This is a genomic window from Hymenobacter agri (assembly GCF_054778495.1).
Map to the genome: position 1 here is coordinate 1 of NZ_BAAGZM010000013.1, position 23,169 is coordinate 23,169.

At 60.0% G+C, this 23,169-nt stretch carries 21 protein-coding genes; 11 read left to right on the forward strand and 10 right to left on the reverse strand.

What is annotated here, in order from left to right:
- Window positions 1-364: 364 nt before the first annotated feature.
- The 5 genes from folB to ACYVDE_RS01755 all read left to right on the forward strand — a co-directional run bounded on the left by folB (window position 365) and on the right by ACYVDE_RS01755 (window position 4,914).
- Complete coding sequence (gene folB / locus ACYVDE_RS01735; RefSeq protein ID WP_460499753.1) at window positions 365-733, forward strand: dihydroneopterin aldolase; 369 nt, start codon at window positions 365-367, stop codon at window positions 731-733.
- A 399-nt stretch (window positions 734-1,132) separates the two neighbouring features.
- Window positions 1,133-1,558 (forward strand): BlaI/MecI/CopY family transcriptional regulator, encoded by a 426-nt coding sequence (locus ACYVDE_RS01740; RefSeq protein ID WP_460499754.1) that lies wholly within the window; start codon window positions 1,133-1,135, stop codon window positions 1,556-1,558.
- On the forward strand, window positions 1,545-1,943 hold the full coding sequence (locus ACYVDE_RS01745; RefSeq protein WP_460499756.1) for a hypothetical protein: 399 nt from the start codon (window positions 1,545-1,547) through the stop codon (window positions 1,941-1,943). Before ACYVDE_RS01740 ends, ACYVDE_RS01745 begins: the two co-directional genes overlap by 14 nt.
- Window positions 1,944-2,042: 99 nt before the next feature.
- A complete protein-coding gene (locus ACYVDE_RS01750) occupies window positions 2,043-3,356 on the forward strand; it encodes a DUF7033 domain-containing protein (RefSeq protein ID WP_460499757.1) in 1,314 nt (437 codons plus the stop codon).
- A gap of 79 nt (window positions 3,357-3,435) precedes the next feature.
- On the forward strand, window positions 3,436-4,914 hold the full coding sequence (locus ACYVDE_RS01755; RefSeq protein ID WP_460499758.1) for a lipopolysaccharide biosynthesis protein: 1,479 nt from the start codon (window positions 3,436-3,438) through the stop codon (window positions 4,912-4,914).
- A 127-nt stretch (window positions 4,915-5,041) separates the two neighbouring features.
- Here the strand turns inward: ACYVDE_RS01755 and ACYVDE_RS01760 are convergent, their stop codons facing one another.
- The 6 genes from ACYVDE_RS01760 to ACYVDE_RS01785 form a co-directional block, all read right to left on the reverse strand.
- Complete coding sequence (locus tag ACYVDE_RS01760) at window positions 5,042-8,188, reverse strand: efflux RND transporter permease subunit (RefSeq protein WP_460499759.1); 3,147 nt, start codon at window positions 8,186-8,188, stop codon at window positions 5,042-5,044.
- Window positions 8,189-8,371: 183 nt separating this feature from the next.
- Window positions 8,372-11,530, reverse strand: a complete 3,159-nt coding sequence (locus ACYVDE_RS01765) for an efflux RND transporter permease subunit (protein ID WP_460499760.1) — start codon at window positions 11,528-11,530, stop codon at window positions 8,372-8,374.
- Between the two features lie 158 nt (window positions 11,531-11,688).
- Window positions 11,689-12,768 carry an efflux RND transporter periplasmic adaptor subunit gene (locus tag ACYVDE_RS01770; protein ID WP_460499761.1) on the reverse strand — a complete coding sequence of 360 codons (1,080 nt, stop codon included), beginning with the start codon at window positions 12,766-12,768 and terminating at the stop codon, window positions 11,689-11,691.
- Between the two features lie 128 nt (window positions 12,769-12,896).
- On the reverse strand, window positions 12,897-14,228 hold the full coding sequence (locus ACYVDE_RS01775; RefSeq protein WP_460499762.1) for a TolC family protein: 1,332 nt from the start codon (window positions 14,226-14,228) through the stop codon (window positions 12,897-12,899).
- Between the two features lie 105 nt (window positions 14,229-14,333).
- Complete coding sequence (locus ACYVDE_RS01780) at window positions 14,334-15,137, reverse strand: DUF937 domain-containing protein (RefSeq protein ID WP_460499763.1); 804 nt, start codon at window positions 15,135-15,137, stop codon at window positions 14,334-14,336.
- Between the two features lie 201 nt (window positions 15,138-15,338).
- Window positions 15,339-15,677 (reverse strand): tetratricopeptide repeat protein, encoded by a 339-nt coding sequence (locus tag ACYVDE_RS01785; protein ID WP_460499764.1) that lies wholly within the window; start codon window positions 15,675-15,677, stop codon window positions 15,339-15,341.
- A gap of 154 nt (window positions 15,678-15,831) precedes the next feature.
- On the opposite strand from ACYVDE_RS01785, the gene ACYVDE_RS01790 reads away from it, so the two are divergent.
- The 4 genes from ACYVDE_RS01790 to ACYVDE_RS01805 all read left to right on the forward strand — a co-directional run bounded on the left by ACYVDE_RS01790 (window position 15,832) and on the right by ACYVDE_RS01805 (window position 19,172).
- Window positions 15,832-16,572 (forward strand): electron transfer flavoprotein subunit beta/FixA family protein, encoded by a 741-nt coding sequence (locus ACYVDE_RS01790; protein ID WP_460499765.1) that lies wholly within the window; start codon window positions 15,832-15,834, stop codon window positions 16,570-16,572.
- Between the two features lie 89 nt (window positions 16,573-16,661).
- Window positions 16,662-17,639 (forward strand): electron transfer flavoprotein subunit alpha/FixB family protein, encoded by a 978-nt coding sequence (locus ACYVDE_RS01795; RefSeq protein WP_460499766.1) that lies wholly within the window; start codon window positions 16,662-16,664, stop codon window positions 17,637-17,639.
- 234 nt (window positions 17,640-17,873) lie between these two features.
- Window positions 17,874-18,506, forward strand: coding sequence for a bifunctional nuclease family protein (locus tag ACYVDE_RS01800; RefSeq protein WP_460499774.1), 633 nt, complete (start codon window positions 17,874-17,876; stop codon window positions 18,504-18,506).
- A 129-nt stretch (window positions 18,507-18,635) separates the two neighbouring features.
- Window positions 18,636-19,172 (forward strand): metal-dependent hydrolase, encoded by a 537-nt coding sequence (locus tag ACYVDE_RS01805; RefSeq protein ID WP_460499768.1) that lies wholly within the window; start codon window positions 18,636-18,638, stop codon window positions 19,170-19,172.
- Between the two features lie 136 nt (window positions 19,173-19,308).
- Here ACYVDE_RS01805 and ACYVDE_RS01810 read toward each other — a convergent pair whose 3' ends face one another.
- Complete coding sequence (locus ACYVDE_RS01810) at window positions 19,309-20,124, reverse strand: ABC transporter ATP-binding protein (RefSeq protein ID WP_460499769.1); 816 nt, start codon at window positions 20,122-20,124, stop codon at window positions 19,309-19,311.
- Between the two features lie 93 nt (window positions 20,125-20,217).
- Window positions 20,218-20,949, reverse strand: a complete 732-nt coding sequence (locus ACYVDE_RS01815) for an MlaE family ABC transporter permease (RefSeq protein ID WP_460499770.1) — start codon at window positions 20,947-20,949, stop codon at window positions 20,218-20,220.
- Window positions 20,950-21,048: 99 nt separating this feature from the next.
- Here ACYVDE_RS01815 and ACYVDE_RS01820 point away from each other — a divergent pair, with 99 nt between their 5' ends.
- Window positions 21,049-21,771 (forward strand): SDR family oxidoreductase, encoded by a 723-nt coding sequence (locus ACYVDE_RS01820; RefSeq protein ID WP_460499771.1) that lies wholly within the window; start codon window positions 21,049-21,051, stop codon window positions 21,769-21,771.
- Window positions 21,772-21,779: 8 nt separating this feature from the next.
- On the opposite strand, the gene ACYVDE_RS01825 is transcribed toward ACYVDE_RS01820, so the two are convergent.
- The gene (locus tag ACYVDE_RS01825; protein WP_460499772.1) at window positions 21,780-22,220 is read right to left on the reverse strand and encodes a GldL-related protein; all 441 of its coding nucleotides are present in this window, start codon (window positions 22,218-22,220) and stop codon (window positions 21,780-21,782) included.
- A 24-nt stretch (window positions 22,221-22,244) separates the two neighbouring features.
- A complete protein-coding gene (locus ACYVDE_RS01830; protein WP_460499773.1) occupies window positions 22,245-22,982 on the reverse strand; it encodes a head GIN domain-containing protein in 738 nt (245 codons plus the stop codon).
- Window positions 22,983-23,069: 87 nt separating this feature from the next.
- On the opposite strand from ACYVDE_RS01830, the gene ACYVDE_RS01835 reads away from it, so the two are divergent.
- Window positions 23,070-23,169 (forward strand): SDR family NAD(P)-dependent oxidoreductase (locus ACYVDE_RS01835; protein WP_460499775.1); only part of this gene is annotated, 100 nt, incomplete at its 3' end.

The following is a 23,169-nucleotide window of genomic DNA, read 5'->3' on the forward strand; positions in this document are numbered from 1 at the left end:
GCCCGAGCCCAACCCGCCCTACGTGCAGCCCGCCGCGCCCGACATTCAGCCCATCGCGCCGAGCCAGCCCGAAATCAGCCAGCCTGCACCCGTAACGCATCCCGGCCAGCCCGGTATGGCCGCTGCCGCACCCGCCGAAACGGCAGTAGCAGAGAAGTCCTTCTTTGATGAAATCTAGACCGCAGAGTTAACAGATTTGATGGATTGCGTTGACTTTTCGGCGCAAGACAATTGGAAAGCCTGTCTTCGGACGGGCTTTCCGTTTTTAAGCCCCGACCTTTGCGGCGGTACAATGGCTGGCGGACTTATTTCGACGCTCGCTAATTCACCACCTCACCAATTCACCACCTCACCACTTCACCACATGGGCCAAATCGCACTCGAAGGGCTGGAGTTTTTTGCTTTCCACGGCTACTATGACGAGGAGCAGAAAATCGGCAATAAATACGGCGTCGACCTCTACATCAAAACCGATTTGCTGGCCGCTGGTGAGTCCGACAAGCTGCAGCAAACGGTGAATTACGAAGTCCTCTACCGCCTCGTGGCCGAGGAAATGCGCGCCCCCGCCCGGTTGCTAGAACACGTAGCCCACCGCGTGCTCGACCGCATTGTGGCCGAGCTGCCCGGCGTGCGCAAGGTGAAAATCAGCGTCAGCAAGTTCAATCCGCCGCTGGGCGGCATCTGCCAGCGCGCGCGCGTCACGCTCACGAAGCGCCGCGAGCAGCCGCTGTAGCGACGCGACACTTCGCGTCTTCCGGTGAGCGATGCCCGCCCCAGACGCAGATGCTGCTAGTGCTGGGTGTAAAACCTGCGAAACGGAGTAGAGATGCATTCTGACGTCTCGTCGGTGAACTGAATCCGCCGATTGGTGCAGCACGAGGTAAATCCGCCTTAAGCAGCATGTGGCCGACAGACCGGGCGGGCTTAAAAAGCGAAGTGAGTGCTAAAGCATAGTGCTCGCAGCAATATTCGGGTACTTGGATAAAAATTATACGGCTTTAAATCAATGAATTAAAGCTTGTTTGTGTATTTGTACGAATAATTTCGTACGTATGTCTTGCAACTACGAAGCTGTTCGTATAATCTTTGTTCTGTTCTACGAAATAGTTCGTAATAACTCGTATCTTTCGACATGAGCAAAGCACCGCCCCCCAAACCTACGGATTCCGAGTTGGAAATCCTGCACGTGCTCTGGCAGCACGGGCCCGCCACCGTGCGGGCCATCAACGACCACCTGAGCCAGCGCCGGCAGGCGGAGGTGGGCTACACCACCACGCTCAAGATTTGCCAGCTGATGCTGGAAAAGGGCTTGGTGCGGCGCGACGATGCCGACCGCAGCCACGTGTACCGGGCCGCGGTGCGCGAGCAGGAAACCCAGAACCTGCTCCTCGACAAGTTCGTGGATGCCACTTTCGGCGGTTCGGCCCTGAAGCTGGTGATGCAGGCCCTGGGTAGTCGCCAGACGTCGGCCGACGAGCTGGCGCAAATCCGCCGCCTGCTCAATGACATTGAAATCCAAAATTCCACCCCTAATTCTGACGACGATGACCGCGCTTGAGAATTTCGTTTCGCCCGCTCTCACGCGGGCGCTGGGCTGGACGCTGGTGCACTCGCTGCGGCAGGACGCGCTGGTGGCCGCCGACACCTCCACTCACCTCGAAGCCGTGATGCTCAACGTGGCCAGCATCTACTTCCGCTTCGCCGCCAACCCGCTCACCGACGACTACTACGGCTACACTGCCCGCGGCCTGGTGGAGCGCGCCAACAGCCCCACCGAGCTGGCCGCCGCCCTGCGCCGCTATGCCCATCACAAGCCCGCCGACCTCTACCAGCGCGCCAATTATTACAACGCCACCCTCGGCACGCCCGACGAAGGACACAGCCGCGAGCGCACCGCCAGTATCCTGAATGACTGGCTGAATGAAGTAGCTGCAAATAGCTGATATTCGATTACTTTTAGCTCAATGCCAGCTATTGCTTCATCGTCTTTTCTACCGCCCATTGACGCCGCCCCGGTGTCGGTTGCTACGCGGTTAAGCTATGTGCTGCGCCATTTTGCGCTGGCCTACGAGGCGATACCGCAAGGCCTGATTGGCTACGCCGACAATCAACCTCCCATTGAAGTTGCCGATGCGACAGGAGACTTTTTCCAAGGTACCCAGCCCTACCCGGCGGCTCCGAACTACCGGGAGTGGGCGGGCCAGCAAGTGCCTTTTTTCTTCGATACCCAACCCGCCGCACCGCTGCTCCACCGGGAGCCCGGCCGCTGCCGCATCAGTGCCGACCTCATCTCGGCCGCCTTCTACCTGCTCAGCGGCTGGCAAGAATACTTCTCCGATGCCCGCGACCGGCACGGCCGCTTCCCCTACGCGGTGAGCGTGCAGCAGCGCTACGGCTTCGTGGCGCTGCCCGTGGTGAACTACTATTTCGACGTACTACGGGCGGCCGTGGAGCACGTCACCGGCCAGCCGCTACGGCCCCGCCGCTGGGCCGGCACCGCGCCCTTCGCCGCTTTTATCAGCCACGACATCGACGAGCTGCGCAGCTCCTGGAAAGCGCCGGCTAAGGCCGACCTGAAAGCGGGTCGCCTCCTGCGCTTCGGCCAGCGGCTGTGGCGTCGGCTGACGCGGCCCGACGCCTGGGACAACCTCGAAGCCGTAGCGGCTACTGTGGCCCGCTATGGGGCGCGCTCCACATTCTTCATCCTGCCCGAGCACCGGCCCGGTGCCGACGGCACGCCCAACGCCGACTACCGAATTGACCGGCCCTTACGGCAACGTTTCATTCAGCTGGCTTCTCAGGGTTTCGAGCTGGCGCTGCATGGCAGCATCGGCACCGCCACCGACTTGGCCCGACTTGCGACGGAACACAGCGAAATGATGGCGGTGCCTGCCGCCGGCATCCGGTTTCACTACCTGCGCTGGGAGCCCCGCCAAACGCCCACGCGGCTGGAGGCGCTGGAAATGGCCGGCCTGCGTTACGATGCCACCTTGGGCTTTGCCGAGCATTTCGGCTTTCGGCATTCGTACTGCCACCCGTTTTTTCCGTTCGATTTCAGCCGGGGGCAACCCCACTCCTTTCTTGAAATTCCACTTCAGGTGATGGATGCTACGCTGCACCACCCGAACTACTTACAGCTGCAGGCCAAGGAAATCCTGCCCGCACTGCGGCCCATGCTGGCCGAGATGGAGAAGTTCGGCGGCGTGGCCGGCATCCTCTGGCACAACGACCATTTCGACCCGGCCAACCTTGTGACGGGGCCGCGGCAGTTTGCCGAAATTATGCAGTACCTGCAGGCCCGCGGCGCGGCTTTCTGCACCGGAAGCCAGATTGTAGCCGACCTTTGCGGCGCGTAGCACTTGCTTTCGCTTGCATCATTTCCAGCAGGCAGGCTGAAGTAACCTTTGCGCAATTACTCATTTACCAGCTTACTGTTTGGGTATCGTTCAACGCCAGGGCATCCGCAACACCCTGATTTCCTACGTCGGCCTGGCCATCGGCTTTGCCAATACCATTCTGGTGCTGCCGCGCCTGCTCTCACCGGCTCAGATTGGCCTCACGGCCAGTGTGTTACTACCACTGGCTACAATTGGTGCGCAGGTGGCCTCGTTCGGGTTTGCCAACATGGGCATCCGATACTTTCCGTTTTTCCGGAACCAGGGGCGCAACCACGCAGGCTTCTTTCCGCTGCTGCTGGGGCCGCCGCTGCTGGGGCTGATGGTGGTGGCGCTGGCCCTGCTGGTGGGCAAGCCGCTGCTGCTACGCTGCTACAGCACGGGCGATGCGGCCCTCCTTTCGCCGCATTACCTGGCGGCCATTGCGCTGGCGGGCTGCATCATGCTGGGTACGCTGCAGGACGCCTACCTGCGCTCGCTCTACCATACCTCCTTCTCGTCGTTCTGCCAAGAAATCCTGCTGCGGCTGATGCTGGTGGGCGCAGCCATTGCTTATAGCCAAGGGGTTATCAGTTTCCACGGCTTCGTGCTGACCTACGTGGGAGCCTATGCGGTGGTAGCCGTGCTGCTGACCGTTTATCTGGCGGCTATCGGCGAGCTGCACCTGCGTCCCACGCGGGCGGCGCTTCGCATCAAGCCGCTGCGCGAGATGCTGGGCTTCGGAGCCTTCGTGCTGCTGAGCAACATCTCGGGTACTATTCTGCTCAACATCGACAGCCTAATGGTGGGCACCAAAGTCAGCCTGGCGGCGGCCGGTATCTACCTAATTGCCACCAATGTGAGCACTGCCCTGGTGCTACCCTTCCGGGCGCTTTACAAAACGGCTTTCTCGCTGATTGCCGAGTATTGGAAAGAAGGCAACATGGCCAAGATGGCCGATTTCTACCGCCGTAGCACCCGCATCAACACATTGCTGGGTTGCTACCTGGCGTTGGGCATTGGCCTAAACCTCGACTTCATCTACGGCCTCATTCACCGGCCCGAGTACGCGGCCGGCACCGGGGCAGTGCTGCTGCTGCTGGCCGGCCGGCTGTTCGACGGCATCACGGGCGTCAACAGCATCATCGTAGCCACGTCGCCGCGCTACCGCTTCGATTTGGTGTTCAATGTCTCACTGGCCGCCGCCGTAGTTATGCTCAACTGGGTACTCATCCCGCTGTTCGACTTGGAAGGTGCGGCCCTGGCCTACTGCATCGCGCTGGTAGGCATCAACACGGTCCGCACCTGGTTTGTGTGGCGCAGCTACGGCATGCAGCCTTTCGATGCCAGCACGGTGCGCATTCTGGCCGTGGCGGCGGGGGCTGGTTTTGCCGCCTGGGTGCTGCCTGACACCGGCCACGCCTTCCTCACCCTGCTCCTGCGCGGCGGTGTGCTCACCGTACTGTACACGGCCGGGGTACTGCTGACCGGGACTGCGCCGGAAGTCGTGGAACTGCTGAATAAGGTGCGCCGCCGTTGAACGATGTAGAGACGCAACATTTTGCGTCTCGTCGTTGAACAACCGGAGCCGCGCCGTTCGCATAAACAACCAAACAACGTCAGCAACGACGAGACGCAAAATGTTGCGTCTCTACAACGTTCTCGCGCTACGCCCCCACCAGTTCCGGCTGCCGCTTCCGGCGCTTCGGGGCCGGGCCGTTCTGGTTCATCTCGCGGTAGAAGAAAGCGAAGATGAGCGGGAAAATCAGCAGCGTGAGCACCGTGGCCGTCACCAGCCCGCCGATGACGACGATGGCCAGCGGCTTCTGGGTTTCGGAGCCGATGCCGGTGCTGAGGGCCGCCGGGAACAGGCCAATCATGGCCATGAGGGCCGTCATCACCACGGGGCGCACGCGCGAGGCCACGCCCAGGCGCAGGCTTTCGGCCAGACTGAGCTTCTTACGCAGATTTTCCTTGAACACGGTGATGAGCACAATCCCGTTCTGTATACAGATACCCAGCAGCGCGATGAAGCCAATGCCAGCCGAGATGGAGAAATTGACGCCTGTAATGTGCAGCGCCGCAATACCACCGATGAGGGCAAACGGTACGTTGGCCAGCACCAGCGCGGCATCCTTGCCGTTGCCGAAGGTGATGAACAGCAGGATAAAAATGATGACCAGCGACACCGGCACCACCTGGCTGAGCCGCTTGGTAGCCCGCACCTGGTTCTCAAACTCGCCGGCCCACTCGATGCGGTAGCCCTTGCCGAGTTTTATTGTCTGGTCCATTTTCTTCTGCGCCTCGGCGATGGTCGAGCCCATGTCGCGGTCGCGGATGGAGAATTTCACGGCGATGAAGCGCTGGCCGTTATCGTGGTACACGAAGGCCGGGCCGTTGCTGGTGCCGATGTCGGCGATTTCCTTGAGCGCCACTTTGCCGCCGCGGATGGTGGGCACGCGCAGCTCGCCGATTTTGCCCTCCGTGTCGCGGTCCTGCTTGGGGTAGCGCACCGTTACGTCGAACTTGCGCTCGCCCTCGTAAATCTGGGTGGCCGCTTTGCCGCCCACGGCCATTTCCACCACAGTCTGGGCATCGGCGGTTTGCACGCCGTAGGCGGCCATGCGGGTCTGGTCGAGGCGCACGCTCATTTCGGGCTGCCCCAGGTTGCGCAGAATGCCCAGGTCCTTCACGCCGCGCACGTTGCTCAGCACCTTCATCACCTCATTGGCCTTGCCGTCGAGCTCCTTGAGGTCATTGCCGAAAATCTTCACGGCCAAGGCGGCGTTGATGCCGGCCACGGCTTCTTCCACGTTGTCGATGATGGGCTGCGAGTAGTTGAAGATGATGCCGGGGTACTCCTTCAGCTTGGCGTCCATCTCATCAATCAGCTGCTCCTTCGTGATGTTTCGCTTCCACTCCTCCTTGGGCTTGAGGTTGACCTGCGCCTGCACGTAGTAGATGCCCGAGGGGTCGGTACCGTCGTTGGAGCGGCCGGTTTGCGAGAGTACCGACACCACCTCCGGGAACGAGCGCAGGATGCGGCGATAGTTGGCTGCCATCTTGTTGGTTTCAGTGAGCGACGACGACATGGGCAGCTTGGTTTCCACCCACAGCGCGCCCTCGTTCAGCTCGGGCAGAAACTCTGAGCCCAGGAATTTGAACGAGTACAGCCCTGCCACCACCACGGCCAACGTCACGCCGAAGCTCAGCAGCTTGTGGCGGTAGGTGAAGCCAAACGCCTTGGTAACAATGGTATCGAAGAATGTTACAATGAGATTGTGCCGCTCCTTCACGTTCTTGTTCAGCAGCAGCGAGCACAGCACCGGCACCAGCGTGAGGGTGAGGATGAGCGCCCCCACCAGCGCAAAACCGAGCGTGTAGGCCAGCGGGCTGAACATCTTGCCTTCCACTTTCTCGAAGGCGAAAATGGGCAGCAGGCAGGTCAGAATAATCAGTTTGGAGAAGAAGATGGCCTTGCCCAGCTCGCCCCCGGTTTTGCGAATCAGGCCCAGCTTGGCGAGCTTGTTGAACTTCTTCATGCCCACCTTCTCGGCTTTGTGGTCGAGCACCACGAAGATGCCTTCCACCATCACCACGGCCCCGTCGATGATGATGCCGAAGTCGATGGCGCCCATGCTAAGCAGGTTGGCACTCATACCCTTCAGCCGCAAACACACGAAGGCAAACAGCAGCGCCAGCGGTACCACCACGCCCACCGTGAGCGTGGTGCGCCAGTCGGCCATAAACAGCAGCACAATCAGCGTGACCAGCACAATACCTTCAATCAGGTTGTGGATGACGGTGTGCGTGCAGTGGTCCATCAGCACGTCGCGGTCGTAGAAGGTTTTGAGGTACACGTCGTTGGGCAGCACCTTTTCGTTGAGCTCGGCGATTTTGGCTTTCACGCGGCCCAGCACCTCGGCAGGATTCTCACCCTTGCGCATAATCACGATACCCTCCACCACGTCGCTCTGGTCATCAAGTCCGGCCTGGCCCACGCGCGGGGCGTTGCTTTCCTTCACCTGGGCCACGTTGCGCACCAGCACGGGCACGTTGTTAATATCCTTGACTATGATATTGCCAATGTCTTCCGGCTTGGTGAGCAGGCCGATGCCGCGCACCACGTAGCTCTGCGAGTTCTTCTCAATCACGTCGCCACCCACGTTCATGTTCGACTTCTGCACGGCCTCGAACACCTCCAGTGGCGTCATGTCGTACTTGGCCAGCATCGCAGGGTTCACGCTGATTTCGTACACCTTGCGCGTGCCGCCGAAGGCCGCAATGTCGGCTACGCCGGGCACCGATTTCAGCTGCCGCTCCACCGTCCAGTCCTGAATGGCGAGCAGCTCGTTGGTACTGCGGCCGGTGCGGCTCTGCACCGTGTAGCGGAAAATCTCGCCCGTGGGGCCGTAGGGCGGCTGCACGTGCGAGTCGCAGCCGGCAGGCAGGTTCACGCCGCTGAGCAGGTTGTTCACCTGCTGCCGGGCGAAGAAATCTTCCACGTTGTCCTCAAAGTTTATCTTGAGCACCGACAGCCCGAACATGCTGATGCTCCGCATATTACTCTTCATCTGCACCGAGTTCATGGCCACCTCAATCGGCGTACTCACGAACCGCTCCACCTCTTCGGCCGAGCGGCCGGGCCAGAGGCTCACGATAATCATCTGCGTGTTCGTGACGTCCGGAAACGCCTCAATGGGCGTGTGCATGTAGCTGTAGCTGCCTCCGGCCACCAGCAGCGCCGTCATGAAGAAGATGAAGAAGCGGTTCTTCAGCGAAAAGGCAACGATGCCGGATATAAATTTATTCATGCCAGGGTGGGATGGGCGAAAAAGCGGAGCAGATGGGACTGTTTATGAGAATTTGGTGAAAAGTTGATGAGTAATCCATGAGTGTTGAATGAAGCGCCGGACACAAAAAAACCCGCTGCCTGATGAGGCAGCGGGCTATTTAAGTGAGGAGTAATTATAGAGACGCAATTATGCGTCTCTACCTCAGTGCGCAGCCACCGGCTCTACGTAGCCGGGCTCGCCGGGCAGCGGTACGTACTTGGTGTGCTCGCTCCGGTAGAAGCGCTCGAACACCAGCGGGAACACAAAGAGCGTGAGGATGGTACCCGTAATCAACCCGCCAATAACCACGATGGCCAGGGGCTTCGACGTTTCCGAGCCAATGCCGGTGGAGATGGCTGCCGGCATCAGGCCGATGGTGGCCATGAGGGCCGTCATCACCACGGGGCGCACCCGCGAAATCACGCCTTCGTTGATGCTGTGGTCGAGCGAATGCTTGAGCACGAGGTTGTGCTTGAACACGGAGATGAGAATCACGCCGTTCTGAATACAGATACCAAACAGCGCGATGAAGCCGATGCCGGCCGAAATCGAGAAGTTGGTGTGCGTGATGAGCAGCGCCGCAATTCCGCCGATGATGGCAAACGGCACGTTGAGCAGCACCAGTCCGGCATCCTTCAGGTTGCTGAACAGCACGAACAGGATGAAGAATATGAGCCCCAGCGAGATGGGCACCACCTGCGCGAGGCGCTGCGTGGCGCGGCGCTGGTTCTCAAAGTCGCCGGTCCACTTCTGCTCGTAGCCGGCGGGCAGCTTCACGTGGCGGTTCACTTTTTCCTGGGCTTCTTTGATGGTGGAGCCCATGTCGCGGCCGCGGATGGAGAATTTCACGGCGGCGAAGCGGCGGTTGTCGTCGCGGTAAATCAGGCTCGGGCCCGTCACGGAGCCGATGTTGGCGATTTCCGAAAGCGGAATGGTTTTGCCCGACTGCGTGGGCACCATCAGGGCCGCGATTTCGGCGGGCGTCTGGCGGTACTGGGGCTCGTAGCGCACCCGGATGGGGAATTTGCGCTCGCCTTCGTAGAGCTGGGTGGCCTCCTTGCCGCCCACGGCCATTTCGAGCACGGCGGCGGCGTCCGACTTATTCACGCCGTAGCTGGCCATGCGGCGCTCGTCGAGGTCGACGTGGAACTCGGGCTGGCCGATGTTACGCAGCACGCCCAAGTCGTCGATGCCCTTCACGTTCTTCAATATCTCGTACACCTCGCGAGCTTTGGCTTCAAGGGTGGGCAGGTCGGTGCCGTAAATCTTCACCGCAATCGAGCCTTTCACGCCCGAGGCGGCTTCCTCCACGTTGTCGGTAATGGGCTGCGAGAAGTTGAAATCCACGCCCGTAAACTTGTCGAGCTTGGCCTTCATGCGCTCCACCAGGTCTTCGCGGTAAGCCTTCGATTTCATCTTCTTCTCCACTTCCGGCGTGTGCTTCAGCTGCACCAGAAACTCGTTGTTATAGAAGCCCGTGGGGTCGGTGCCGTCGTTGGGGCGGCCGGTCTGGCTCACCACGTCGCTCACCTCGGGGAAGCTCAGGAAGTCGCGCCGCATCTGGTTACACAGCTCATTCGATGATTCCAGGCTGATGCTCAGCGGCAACTGCGCCCGCACGTAAATCGAGCCCTCATTCAGCTCCGGCAGAAACTCCGAGCCTAGGAACGAGAACGAGTACAGCCCCACGGCCGTGACGGCGAAGGCAATGATGAGCGTAGCCGTTTTGCGGGCGTAGGTGAAGCGGAAGAAGCGGTTGGCGCCGTTGTTCACGGCCCGCACGAAGAAGTTGTCCTTCTCGCGCACATCCTTTTTCAGCAGAATGCTCACCAGCACCGGCACCAGCGTCAGGGTGAAAATGAGCGCGCCCAGCAGGGCGAAGCCCAACGTCCAGGCCAGCGGACTGAACACCTTGCCTTCCACCTTCTCGAAGGAAAAAATCGGCAGCAACGCCGTGATAATAATGGCCTTGGCGAAGAAGATGGACTTACCCATGTCGCGGCCCGATTTCTTAATCAGCCCGAGCTTCGAGAGCTTATTGAATCGCTCCATGCCCAGCTCGTGCGCCTTATGGTCAAGGGCCACGAACAGCCCTTCCACCATCACCACCGCTCCGTCGATGATGATACCAAAGTCGATGGCGCCCATGCTCAGCAGGTTGGCACTCATGCCGCGCAGGCGCAGGCAGATGAAGGCAAACAGCAGCGCCAGCGGAATAATCACCGACACAATCACCGTGGTGCGCCAGTCGGCCATGAACAGGAACACGATGAGCGTCACCAGCACAATGCCTTCCATCAGGTTGTGAATCACCGTCTCCGTCGAGAAATCGATGAGCTGCTGGCGGTCGTAGAAGGTTTTCATCTTCACGTCCGGCGGCAGGATTTTGCTGTTCAGCTCCTCCACCTTATCGTGCAGGCGGGCAATGACTTCCGAGGGGTTTTCGCCCTTGCGCATCACCACAATGCCTTCGAGCTTGTCGTCCTCCAGCCCGCGGCCCACCTGGCCCAGGCGGGGCAGGGCGCTTTCGGTCACTTTGGCCACGTCGCGCACCAGAATGGGCACGCCGTTCACGTTCTTAATCACCGTGTTGGTGATGTCCGAAATGTTGTTCAGCAGGCCGATACCGCGCACCACGTAGTTCTGCTGGCCCTGATTTATCACGTCGCCGCCCACGTTGATGTTGGAGCGCTGCACAGCGTTGTAGAGGTCGAGGGGCGTGAGGCCGAGGTCCTGCAGCTTGCCGGGGTTCACCGAGATTTCGTAGTCCTTCACCTCGCCACCGAAGCTGTTCACATCAGCCACGCCGGGCACAGCCTTCAGGTTGCGCTCAATTACCCAGTCCTGCAGGGTCTTGAGCTCGCGCACGGTTTTGGTTTTGCTCTCCAGCGTGTAGCGATAGATTTCGCCGGTGGGGCCGTAGGGCGGCTGCACGTCGGGCGTGATGCCGTCGGGCAAATCCACCTCGCGCAGCAGGTTGTTCACCTGCGGGCGGGCAAAGGCGTCGTCCACGCCATCGTCAAAAATCACCTTCACCACCGATAGGCCAAACAGCGTGGTGCTGCGCACCGAAGCCTTTTTCTGCACCGGGTTCAGGGCAATTTCGATGGGCACGGTCACGAACTTCTCCATCTCCTCGGCCGAGCGGCCGGGCCACTGCGTGATGATGGTGATTTCGGTGTTCGTCACGTCTGGAAACGCCTCAATCGGTGTGTTCCGGTAGCTCACCACGCCCATCACAATCACGACGAGCGTGAGTAGGAACACGAAGCCCTTGTTCTTCAGCGAAAAGGCGATAATGCCTTGAATGAATTTATTCATTGTTTTTTAGCTGTTAGCTATTAGCCGTTAGCTGATAGCCTTTTTTAATAGGCAAAGGCATGGCCTGACCCGCAATGCAGGCTTCTTTTTCAATCACAAAATCAACATATTGAGAAAAGCTAACGGCTAGCAGCCATCGGCTAATTGCTCAACAAAAGCTAGTCATTCAGCTCGTCGTACACCAGCAGTTGGTCTTTGGCAATCACCACCTCGCCGGGCTTGAGGCCAGAGGTTACGTAGCTGTAGTCGCCCACCGTTTTGCTGATGGTCACAGGGCGGGTTTCGACGTGGGTGCGGTCCTTGTACACCATCACGAAGTTGCGGTCCTTGTCGAACACCACCGATTTGGCGGGCACGGCCAGGGCTTTCTCCCCTTCCGTGTTCTCGACGCGCACCTGGGCGTACATTTCGGGCTTGAGTAGGTAGCCGGGGTTGTCGAGGCGCACCCGCACCTTCATTACCTTGCTGTCGGGGTCGAGCACATTGAAAACCTTGTCAATCTTGCCCCGGAAATGCTTGTCCGGGTAGCTGAGCGTAGTCACGTCGGCCGAGTAGCCTTCCTTCACCTTCGAAATGTCCGACTCGAACACGTTGGCCATAATCCAGACATCGTCTAGGTCGCTCACCGTGAACAGGTTGCTCACGTTGTCGTTGTTGAACTGCTCGTGGTCCGTCGCATTCTTCTCGGTAATGAAGCCCGAAATCGGGGCCCGCAGCTCGTACATGCCATCCTTGCCGATGCCATACACGCTCAGCTGCTTCACGTTTTTGCCCACCGTGCCGCGGGCTTTGGTCACCTCGGCGCGGGCCAGCACCACGTCGCGCTCCGAGTTCAGGCCGGCCTTGAACATGTCCTCGGCCACGGCCAGGTTTTTGCGGGCAATGTCGAGGTCGGACGTAGCCGCAGTGGTCTGGTTCTGCACATCGGCAATCTCGCCCGACTTGATGACGGCCAGTACCTGGCCCTTGGTCACCTTGTCGCCGAGCTGCACTTTCAGCTGCTCCACCACGCCGCCCACCAGCGGGTACACTTTCACGGTTTTGTCGCCGTCGGTGGCAATTTCGCCGGTCAGCACCAGCTCGTCCTGCACCGGGCGCAGGCGCACGGTATCGAGCACAATCTGCGACATCATGGTGTCGGACAGGCGGAAGCCCTCCTTCTTTTCTTCTTTCACTTCGGGTTTGGAGCAGCCCGCGAGGGCCACGGCGGCCAGCAAGGCCAGGAAAGGACGGTTCATTATGTTGAGCTGTTAGCTACTAGCTGCTAGCCGTTAGCTTGATGAGATACGGAAGAAATGGGTTGGCCGAAAAGCTAGTAGCGCAGGCCTGCTTAAGGGCCCCTGCCAGTAGCTAACCGCTAAGAAAGCTACTGGTCGGCGCGGAACACCGGTTTGCCCACGGCAAAATTCAGCTGCTCGAAGGCCCGCACGCGGTTGGCCCGCAAGGTATTCAGCTGCACCAGGTTGTTTTTATACGACTCGAAAAAATCGAGGTACTCCACCACGCTCAGAATGCGCTTGGCGTAGCTCTGCTCAATGCCCACCATCAGCCGGGCGAAGGGCGCCGTGTCGCGGTCAGTATTCTGGAACAGCTCGTCGTTGCGGGCCGCCAGCTGGTAGGCCTGGTGCACTTCGCTCTGCACCACCAGCTGCTGCTGGTCGACCTGTAGCTTGCTGCCGGCCACCTGCGCCTTGGCCGCCTGAATGTTGCCCTGGTTGCGGTTGAAGATGGGCACGGCCATGCCCAGCGTCAGGGCCTGGTAGTTGTTGATGTAGGAACCCGCCTTATCGTAGGTGTAGCCCACGGCCAGGTCGGGCACGGCCAGCTTTTGCTGCAGCTTCAGGTTCAGGTTTTGCTGCTCCAGAGTGGCGCGGCGGGCATTCAGGTCGGTGCGGCGCACTAGGGCCGTGTCAATCAGGGCCTGCTCCGAGTAGCCATTCAGGGTCAGGTCGCGGGTGCGGGCCAGGTCGGCCTGGGGCGCGTACTGGCTGCCGGTCGCATCGCGCAGTAGCACGTGAAGGTCGGCTTGGTCGGAAGCCACGTCGTTGAGCAGCCCCTGTCGCTCGCTGCGCAGCGTGAACAGGAACGCCCGCAGGCGAATCACCTCTTTCAGGGCAATGTTGCCTTTCTCAAACTGCGTTTGGTACAAATCGACCGTGCGCGAGAGCGAGGCAATTTCCGTAGCGTAGGTCGACAGGGTGCGCTGCTTGAAGTACAGGTCGTAAAAGGTAGTGCGCAGCTGGTAGCGCAGGTTGCGCAACAGGTCTTGCAGGTTATACTGCTCCACCACGGCACCCTGCTGGGCCGCCGCGCCGGCGGCCTTGCGGCGGCCAGCCAGCGAAAACAACTGCTGCACCGTCACAATGGCCTCGTTGTTGGGCGTGCCTTCCGGCACCACGGGCCGGCCGATGCGGCGGCGCAGCACATCCTGTTCCACATACAGCGTCGGGTTATCAATCAGGCGGGCCTGCACGGCCTGGGCCTGCGCTACAGTCACGTTGTACTGCTGAGCCAGGACGGCCAGATTATTCTGGAAGAATTGCTGCTCGGCCTGCGGCAGCGTCAGGCGAATAGTATCGGCGGTAGCCGTGGGCAGAGGGGTGGCAGCTGTGGGAGTAGCAACGGGGCTTGCTACCTGGGCCTGCACACTGCTGGTGGCCGCGAGGGCCAGCACCAGCAAAAGGACGTTGCGAAACATGGAGGGCTTGGATTACCTGACAAAGTTTGGCTGGCTTCCGTGAGGATAAAATGAATCTGAAATTCATCCGACGAAGCCGGCCGTTTCCTCGGTCAACGACACCTTTCACCAAGTAACTGGCAAGCTTATCGTATACGGCAATGCGGCAGCAGCCGTGTCGGGCCTGGTCACGGGGGCATAATGTACTGAGTCGGCCGCAACAGTGGCCAGCAGGCCGCCGCCTCCCCGCCCGGCCGGATTTGCCAACGCTCCCAGTACCAGCAGCGCCAGCACCGCTGCTCCCGCCACCATCAACACAAGCACCCAGTAAGGCCGCGCCAATTCGGCAGCCCACACCGCGTGCGGCGACTCCACGGCGGCCCGGCGCCGAAAGCCGGGCCAGCGGGGCATGTCGGCGGGCAACCAGTTGTAAATTTTATTCTTGGCAGTCCCCAGCTCCTCGCCCAGCCGCGCGGCGCTAAACTGCTGCCTCGTGGCAAATTGCCCTAGGCCCGCAGCCACAACCGCTATGACCAGCTGCAACAGGCTGATAACCGACGCGGGCCGAATCTGGGCGTAGGCGCCCATCGTCATTTCCATTTCGGCCCGGCCGGTGCCGAACAGCTGGCTCAGCATCTGCTCGCCGGCCCGCAGCGCCGCGCTGTGGCTCGGGCCGCTGCCCAGCAGCGCCAGCACTTCCGTTTGGTTCCGAATATTTCGAATTCCGGGCCAGTCGGGCTTCACGATGGGCGCAAACAATTCCCGCCCCCCGCCATCCCCAATCCGAATCACCATCTGGCACAACACCACCGGCACCATTCCTTTCAGCGCCTTGCTCACGGCACTCTCGCGCTCTCCCAGCCGAGCGGCCAGGTGCCGCACTAGTTCCCGGGGAAAAGCTAAGCGAATGGTCTGCAGGTAGTTTTTCATGGTGGTAGAACCAGAAATACGCAGAATTTATATAGATTAAGTGATATACAAAACTCCGGCAGTTTAAATAATTATTTCTTAAAAAACGACAAGCATCAATTTATCCCGGTCAAACCGCCCACTTTAAGGGGATTAACCTGCCAAGCTGATGCAGCAACCTCGGTAACACCGTCAAAACCCATCTATGCAGCGCGGAAGCGGCTATTCATCCTCATAGTCAAGTCCCAGGCAGCTATTCAGCGCCTGGCGGATTTCGCTGGCGGCGTGCTGCTGGCCGGCCTGTTTGGCCACTACCAAGCCCTTGCGGTACACCTGCTCGGCCTCATCCTTGCGGCCAAACTCTTCGAGCAGCTTGCCAGCATGGTAGTAAGTACCCACGTACCCGGGATGCTCAGCCAGTAATTTCTGATAAAATTCCCAGGCACGCTCGGGTTCCTGGGCACGGTATTCGGTCGCCAGGGCGTAAATGGTGAAGGCGTCGGTGGGGTCGTCGGCATAAAAGGCCAATAGTTGCTGCAATCGGGTGGCAGGAGTGTTCATTCGGCGGAGAGATTTGTTTACCTTTGGGGCAAAATTGCGGCTTTTTCGCGGCTTTGCCCCAAACCGTAGTTTTCTGTCAAAACCTGTACGCGCTTCGAAGGTTGTTATGCATGCAGCCTTTTTTCTTTGATTTCGCCACCCTAATCCCGCTTAGATGAAGTTTCTGGTTTGCATTTCCAACGTGCCCGACACGACCACCAAAATCGCCTTCACGCCCGATAACAAGGAGTTCAACAAGGCCGGGGTGCAGTTCGTGATTAATCCCTGGGACGAGTACGCCCTCACCCGCGCCATCGAGCTGAAAGAAGCCGCCGGCAGCGGCACCGTGACGGTGCTGAACGTGGGCCAGGCCGACACTGAGCCCAACATCCGCAAGGCCCTCGCCATTGGCGCCGACGACGCCATCCGCGTCGACGCGCACCCGCAGGACGCCTACTTCGTGGCCGAGCAGATTGCCACCATCGCCAAGGAAGGCGCCTACGACGTGATTCTGATGGGCAAGGAAAGCATTGATTACAACGGCTTTCAGGTACACGGCATGGTGGGCGAGATGCTCGGCATCCCCACGGTGGCCCCGGCCATGAAGCTCGATATGAGCGGCAATACCGCCACCCTGGAGCGCGAGATTGAAGGCGGCAAGGAGATTGTGAGCGTGAACACGCCCTTCGTGGCTTCGTGCCAGCAGCCCATGTGCGAGCCCCGCATCCCCAACATGCGCGGCATCATGACGGCTCGTACCAAGCCCCTGAAAGTAGTGCCCGCCGTGGGCGAGCCCGCCCGGACCACCGTGGCCGAGTATGCGCTGCCCCCCAAGAAGCAGGGTGTGAAGCTCATCGACGCCGAAAACGCCGGCGAGCTCATCAAACTGCTCCGCAACGAAGCGAAGGTTATTTAATGAAGAATGAAGAATGAGGAATTGGTGACAAGCCGCCTTCAATTTCTCATTCTTCATTCTTAATTCCTCATTCTTCATTAAGAAAAGAAATGTCTGTATTAGTTGTAGTTGAATGCGCCGACGGCGAAGTAAAAAAGTCGTCGCTGGAAGTGGCCTCGTACGGGGCCGACGTGGCCGCCATGCTGGGCACCACCGCCACGGCTATCGCCGTAGGCGAAGCCAACGCCGCCAACCTGGCCAAGCTTGGTGAGCAGGGCATCACCAAGGTGCTGCACGATGCCGAGCCCCGCCTCAAGGATTTCGTGAACAACGCCTACACCAAGCTCATCGCCACGGCGGCCGAGCAGGAAGGCGCGAAAATTATTGTACTTGCGAATAGCAACATCGGCGCGGCCGTGGGCTCGCGCCTGTCGGTGCGGCTGAAGGCCAGCCTGGCCACCAACGTGGTGGAGCTGCCCAAAGTCAGCGGCGACCAGTTCACCGTGAAGCGTGGTGCGTTCTCGGGCAAGGCGTTTTCGGACGTGGTGCTGAGCGGCGACCGCAAAATCATCGCCGTGAAGAAAAACTCGACCGAAGCCAAGCACGAGGCCGGCAAAACGGCCGAAGTGAGCAGCTTCTCGGCCCAGCTCGGCGATACCGACTTCGCCGATGCGCCCAAGCAGGTAGTGATGCAGGACCAGGCCGGCGGCATTCTGCTGCCCGAGGCCGACCGCGTGGTATCGGGTGGCCGCGGCATGAAGGGCCCCGAGAACTGGGGCCTGATTGAGGACCTGGCGAAGGCGCTGGGCGCGGCTACGGCCTGCTCGAAGCCGGTATCGGACGTGGACTGGCGCCCCCACCACGAGCACGTGGGCCAAACGGGCATCACCGTATCGCCGAACCTGTACATTGCCTGCGGCATTTCGGGTGCTATTCAGCACCTGGCCGGCGTGAACAGCTCGAAGGTGATTGTGGTCATCAACAAAGACCCGGAGGCTCCATTCTTCAAAGCGGCCGATTATGGCATCGTGGGCGACGTTTTTGACGTACTGCCCAAGCTGACGGCCGCCGTGAAGGCCCTGAACTAACCAACCAAGCCCCGCCCCGGCGGGCACATTGGGGACCCTGGCGGTCGGCTTTTCGCGGAAAGCTGCCGTTTGGGTCCCTAATCTTTTTGGGGTCGGGCCGGTTTCAGCAGCAGTTTTGGGCGGCAGATGCCCGGACTTTTCTTTATTTGCACGTCCATCCCGATGGGCCACCCCGGCGGGCCGCTGGCCGGCCCCCTCTCCCCTCCCCCCCGACACCTAGCACCTCGAATTACCTTGAAAAAAATCCAGCTTGAAATCCTGGGCCTGTCCTCCAGCCAGTCGCAGTCTGGCTCCTTCGCGCTGATTCTGGGCGAGAAGGGCGGCAACCGCCGCTTGCCCATTATCATTGGCATGTTTGAAGCCCAAAGCATTGCTATTCAGATAGAAAAAATCAGCCCCAACCGGCCGCTCACCCACGACCTATTCAAATCGTTTGCCGAGCACGTGCACGTGGTGATTCTGGAAGTCGTGATTTCGGACCTGAAGGAAGGCGTATTCTATTCGCGCATTGTGTGTTCCGACGGGGCGACCACCTTCGAAATCGACGCCCGTCCTTCCGACGCCATCGCCATCGGCCTGCGCTTCGGCGTGCCGATTTACACCGTGGAAAGCGTGCTCAGCGAAGCCGGCATTATCCTGTCGGACCTCGACGAGACCGATAACGACGCCGAAGACGACGATGATGAGGACGAGGACGATTCGGAAACCGAGTCGCCCCGCGCTACCCGCGCCCAGCCCGAGCCGCGCGAGCCCAGCGGGCAGGTATCGTCGGAGGAGCTTACCAAGATGCTGACCCAAGCCCTGGAAAAGGAGGACTACGAAAAGGCCGCCAAAATCCGCGACGAACTCAACAAGCGCAACAGTTAAGACTGTAGATTTACCGGTTTTTAGCGAATTGAACAGATTTTTTGTGTTCAAGCTGATTAGCTTCTTTAATTAGTCGCAAGCAAAAGCGCCGCCTCTGACCGAGACGGCGCTTTTGCTTTCTTTGCGGGTATGAACGCACCCGATGATTCCCTGAAATACCCCGTTGGCCGGCCGCAGCTGCCCACCGCGCCCCTCTCCGCCGTCGAGCGGACGGCCCTCATTCAACAAATTGCCGAATTGCCTTCGCAGCTCACGGCCGCAGCGAAGGCGGTGGGCGGCGTGGGGCTGGAGCAGCCCTACCGCCCTGGCGGCTGGAACGGCCGGCAGGTCATTCACCACGTGGCCGATTCACACCTCAACGCCTACACCCGGTTCCGGCTGGCTTTGACGGAGGACAACCCTAGCATTAAGCCCTACGAAGAGGCCGCCTGGGCCGAGCTGCCCGACATAGCCGCTACACCCATCACGGTGTCGCTGGCGCTGCTGGAGGCGCTGCACACCCGTTGGGTAAACCTGCTGCAACATCTGACCGACGAACAGTGGCAGCGCACATTCTTTCATCCCGGCAACCAGCGCACCTCAACGCTGGAGCAGACGCTGGCGCTGTATGCCTGGCACGGCCGGCACCATCTGGGACACTTGGAACTGCTACTGCCGAAAGAATAGTACGGTTGACAGTATAAAAAAGAACGTCCTGCTAAGCTTGTCGAAGCATCTCTACTGCGCAGAGCAACTCATTTACTTGCACGGTAGAGACGCTTCGACAAGCTCAGCAGGACGTTCTTTTACAAAACGTTAAAACCTAAATACCGCCGCCCGACTCGCTGCCTTCGGCAAAAGCGGCCATGCCGCCTTCGGTTTCTTCGTCGACGCGCTTGGCGGCGCGTACTAGGCTGCTGCTGAAGATGAAGTCTTTGAGCTCGGGCACCTGGGCGTTGAGGATTTCATCTTTGGTACCGTCCCAAAGCTTTTTGCCTTGGTGCAGGAAGATGATGTGCTCGCCAATTTCGATAACTGAGTTCATGTCGTGCGTCACGATGACGGTGGTGATGCCGTACTCGTGCGTGATTTCCTGAATGAGGCTATCAATCTTGATGCTGGTGAGCGGGTCGAGGCCGGAGTTGGGCTCATCACAAAACAGGTAGGTACACTGCGGCGCAATGGCGCGGGCAATGCCGACGCGCTTTTTCATACCGCCCGAAATTTCGGCGGGCATTTTATTGCCGGCTTTTTCGAGGCCCACACGCTTGAGGCAGAATTCGACCCGCTCGCGGCGCTCCTCGGGGCTCATTTCGGGCGTGAGCATCTGGAGCGGAAACTCGACGTTTTCGGCCACGGTCATGGAGTCGAACAACGCCGACCCCTGGAACAGCATGCCGATTTTACGGCGGATTTCTTGGCGGATATCAATTTTGCTGTTGGTGTATACCGTGCCGTCGAAGGTAATGGAGCCCATGTCGGGCTTCATCAGCCCCACGATGCACTGGAGTAGCACGCTTTTGCCGGTGCCCGAGCCGCCGAGCAGCAGGTTGCACTTGCCGGTCTCAAAGGTGCAAGTGATACCCTTGAGCACCTGCGTGCCGTTGAATGATTTCTCGACGTTGGATACTTCAATCATTGGGTCAATGGGTGAATGAACGAATGAGCGAATGAGCGAATGAGCGCGGGCGTTTTATTCACCCGTTCACTCATTCGCTCATTCACCCATTGATTAGAGTAGAATGGCCGCCAGGGCGAAGTCGGCGATGAGGATGGCGATGATAGAGTTGGTCACGGCGCCGGTGCTGGCCGCGCCGACTTCGAGGGCGCCGCCGGTAGTGAAGTAGCCCTTGAAGGCCGAGATGCCCGACACGAGGAAGGCAAACACGATGGCTTTGATGAGGGCGAACACGATGTTGTAGGGGATGAAATCGGTGCGGATGCCTTCGATGTAGTCCTGGGCCGTCATCACGCCAGTGAGGGTGCCGGCCAGGTAGCCGCCCAGGATAGACAGCAGCATGGCCATGATAACCAGCAGCGGAAACATGAGCAGCGCGGCCAGAATGCGCGGCAGCACGAGGTACGACGTGGAATTAATACCCATGACTTCGAGGGCCGAAATCTGCTCGGTAATGCGCATAGTGCCCAGGCCGCCGGCAATGCTGGAGCCCACTTTGCCGGCCAGCACGATGCTGGTGATGGTGGGCGCGAGCTCCAGAATGGTCATTTCACGCACCATGTAGCCGATGGTGGACTGCGGAATGAGCGGGTTCGTCAGGTTGTAGGCAATCTGGACGCAGGTAACGGCCCCGATGAAGGCCGACACGATGGAGACGATGACGATGGAGTCGACGCCGATGAGAATGGCTTCGTCGATGGTGCGGTTCCAGAGGACGCGGAACCGCTCGGTGCGCGTAACCATGCCGCGCAGGAAGAGGACGAACGAGCCGAAAGTGGTGAGCATAGGGAGAGGTTGGGAAATAAAAACCGAAGTTTGGGGCCAGAGGTTAGCATAACGGGCCGCCTAGCGGTTGGCCTCCATACGTAAAAACGAAACCCGACAGTGGAAACCAACAAAAATTTAATCGTGGTGACGGGCGGCAGCAAAGGTATTGGCCGCGCGGTAGTGGCGCGCTTTCTGCGCGCCGGCTTTCCGGTGGCTACCTGCGCCCGCTCGGCCGCCGACTTGGCTGAGCTGACAACCGCCCTAACGGCCGAAATTACCGGCGCTACCCTACACACCCAGCCTGCCGACCTGAGCCGGCCCGAAGACTGCGCCCGCTTCGCCGCCTTCGTGCAAGGCCTGGGCTTACAAATTGAAGTGCTGGTGAACAACGCCGGCGCCTTCGTGCCCGGCCGCCTGCAGGACGAGCCCGCCGACGGCTCGCAGCTGCGCCAGATGCTGGCCGTAAATCTGCTCAGCGCCTACGACGTGACGCTGCCGCTACTGCCGGGCTTCATTGCGCAACAGCGCGGCCATATTTTCACCATCTGCTCCACGGCCAGCATCACGGCCTATCCCAATGGCGGCTCCTACGGCATTGCCAAGCACGCGCTGCTGGGCTTCACCAAAAACCTGCGCGAGGAGCTGAAGCCGGCCGGCGTGCGCGTAACGGCGGTGCTGCCCGGGCCCACCCTCACGGCCAGCTGGGAGGGCGTGGAGCTACCCCGCGAGCGGTTCGTACAGGCTGAGGATGTGGCCGAAGCGGTATTTGGCACCTATTCGCTGTCGCCCCACGCCGTGGTGGAGGAATTGCTGATTCGGCCGCAGCTGGGCGACTTGTAGGCGCGGCACTATTCAGTATCGGGCGCAGCCCGGCGGATGAAACGCTGATAAACATAGAGCAATGCCACGGCCCAGAACAGTGCTTCGGCAATGCTGGCCAGCGGCTTTAGCCACGGACGGAATACGGACATGGCCACCACGGTGCTCATGGCGGCCAGCACCCAGGCGAGTTTCAGGTAGTCGAGCGACTCGCATTGCAGCTTGGCGCGAAACCATAAGTTGTAGGAGATGGCTACTACAACTGCACCACCAATGAGCAAATAGTCGGCAAAAGGCCAATGTGTTATTCTGAACAACGCCCCTACGCCCACCAACGCCAGCCCTAAACCGATTCCAATGGCTAACCGAGTATTGTTCCAGATGTTACTGCTGGTGAGTAGCAGGCCTAGCAGCCCCCATTTGAGGATGGCCAGCGGCGTGGCGGCCCAGGTAGCGAGAAAGTCGGTCATGCGCGGCGGGTTGTGCTAAAAAAACTATTCCTGCTTTTTGCCGCCGGTGCCGGTGATGCGCACACCGCCGCCGGGCGGGTTGCCGGCATAGTAGAGCGTGCCGGTGCCGGCCACGAGGCCATCAAGCACGTCGGTGGGGCGCACGTGGGCATCGCCGTCGCTGTCGCGCGTCATCTTGAAATAGCAGCGCTTCAGGGCCAGGCCCTGGGCAAACAGGCGGCCCGAGCCGCCCACGGTAAAGTTGAGCTCGTCGGCCGCGCCGCGCAGGTTAAAATCGCCCAGTTCGTACTGGTCGATATTGAGGTAGCGGGCCTGGAAGTTGAGGTCGAAGTCGCCAGCCCCGACGAGGTGGCAAAAAACCTGGTCCTGCACAAATTGCCCCACAGTGCTCACATTGCCCTGGCCGCGCAGAAACAGGTTGTCGATGCGTGGCAGGTGCAGGGTTACTTCGCGGGGCGTGTCGTAACTGCGGGCCCAGTTACACTTGCTGGTGTTGGCAATTTCGAGGGCGTCGCCTTTGCGGGTGAATTCGATGTCGTCAATCAGGTTTTCGCCGGCGCGCACTTCGGCGTAGGTGTTGGGGTCCTGCACGAGGTACAGGTCCACGTTGTCGTAGGCGGTGACGGTGACGAGGCCGGGCGCTACCTCGCGCCGCTGCGTAATGATGGTTCCCGTGCTTTTGATGCAATCGGTGCCGTGGCCGGGGCCGCAGGTGGTGAGGCCGAGGGTGAGCACCAGCCCAAAACCACCGCGGGCCACCATCTTCCGAACTCCAAACCCTCCCAGGCCGCTAACTTGCGGCCGCAAACTCACGTTGCGCATATTTCGCCTTACTTTTCCCAAAGATAAATGGACCTTACCGGTAAAGTTGCCATCGTGACCGGCGCCAGCAAAGGAATTGGCCGCGCCACCGTCGAGGCCCTGCTGGCCCGCGGCGCGGCCGTGGCCG

Bases quoted from the DNA above. Each gene is read 5' to 3' on its own strand.
- folB (WP_460499753.1), top strand. From the start codon at position 365: ATGGGCCAAATCGCACTCGAAGGGCTGGAGTTTTTTGCTTTCCACGGC.
- ACYVDE_RS01740 (WP_460499754.1), top strand. From the start codon at position 1,133: ATGAGCAAAGCACCGCCCCCCAAACCTACGGATTCCGAGTTGGAAATC.
- ACYVDE_RS01745 (WP_460499756.1), top strand. From the start codon at position 1,545: ATGACCGCGCTTGAGAATTTCGTTTCGCCCGCTCTCACGCGGGCGCTG.
- ACYVDE_RS01760 (WP_460499759.1), bottom strand. From the start codon at position 8,188: ATGAATAAATTTATATCCGGCATCGTTGCCTTTTCGCTGAAGAACCGC.
- ACYVDE_RS01765 (WP_460499760.1), bottom strand. From the start codon at position 11,530: ATGAATAAATTCATTCAAGGCATTATCGCCTTTTCGCTGAAGAACAAG.
- ACYVDE_RS01770 (WP_460499761.1), bottom strand. From the start codon at position 12,768: ATGAACCGTCCTTTCCTGGCCTTGCTGGCCGCCGTGGCCCTCGCGGGC.
- ACYVDE_RS01775 (WP_460499762.1), bottom strand. From the start codon at position 14,228: ATGTTTCGCAACGTCCTTTTGCTGGTGCTGGCCCTCGCGGCCACCAGC.
- ACYVDE_RS01780 (WP_460499763.1), bottom strand. From the start codon at position 15,137: ATGAAAAACTACCTGCAGACCATTCGCTTAGCTTTTCCCCGGGAACTA.
- ACYVDE_RS01785 (WP_460499764.1), bottom strand. From the start codon at position 15,677: ATGAACACTCCTGCCACCCGATTGCAGCAACTATTGGCCTTTTATGCC.
- ACYVDE_RS01790 (WP_460499765.1), top strand. From the start codon at position 15,832: ATGAAGTTTCTGGTTTGCATTTCCAACGTGCCCGACACGACCACCAAA.
- ACYVDE_RS01795 (WP_460499766.1), top strand. From the start codon at position 16,662: ATGTCTGTATTAGTTGTAGTTGAATGCGCCGACGGCGAAGTAAAAAAG.
- ACYVDE_RS01805 (WP_460499768.1), top strand. From the start codon at position 18,636: ATGAACGCACCCGATGATTCCCTGAAATACCCCGTTGGCCGGCCGCAG.
- ACYVDE_RS01810 (WP_460499769.1), bottom strand. From the start codon at position 20,124: ATGATTGAAGTATCCAACGTCGAGAAATCATTCAACGGCACGCAGGTG.
- ACYVDE_RS01815 (WP_460499770.1), bottom strand. From the start codon at position 20,949: ATGCTCACCACTTTCGGCTCGTTCGTCCTCTTCCTGCGCGGCATGGTT.
- ACYVDE_RS01825 (WP_460499772.1), bottom strand. From the start codon at position 22,220: ATGACCGACTTTCTCGCTACCTGGGCCGCCACGCCGCTGGCCATCCTC.
- ACYVDE_RS01830 (WP_460499773.1), bottom strand. From the start codon at position 22,982: ATGGTGGCCCGCGGTGGTTTTGGGCTGGTGCTCACCCTCGGCCTCACC.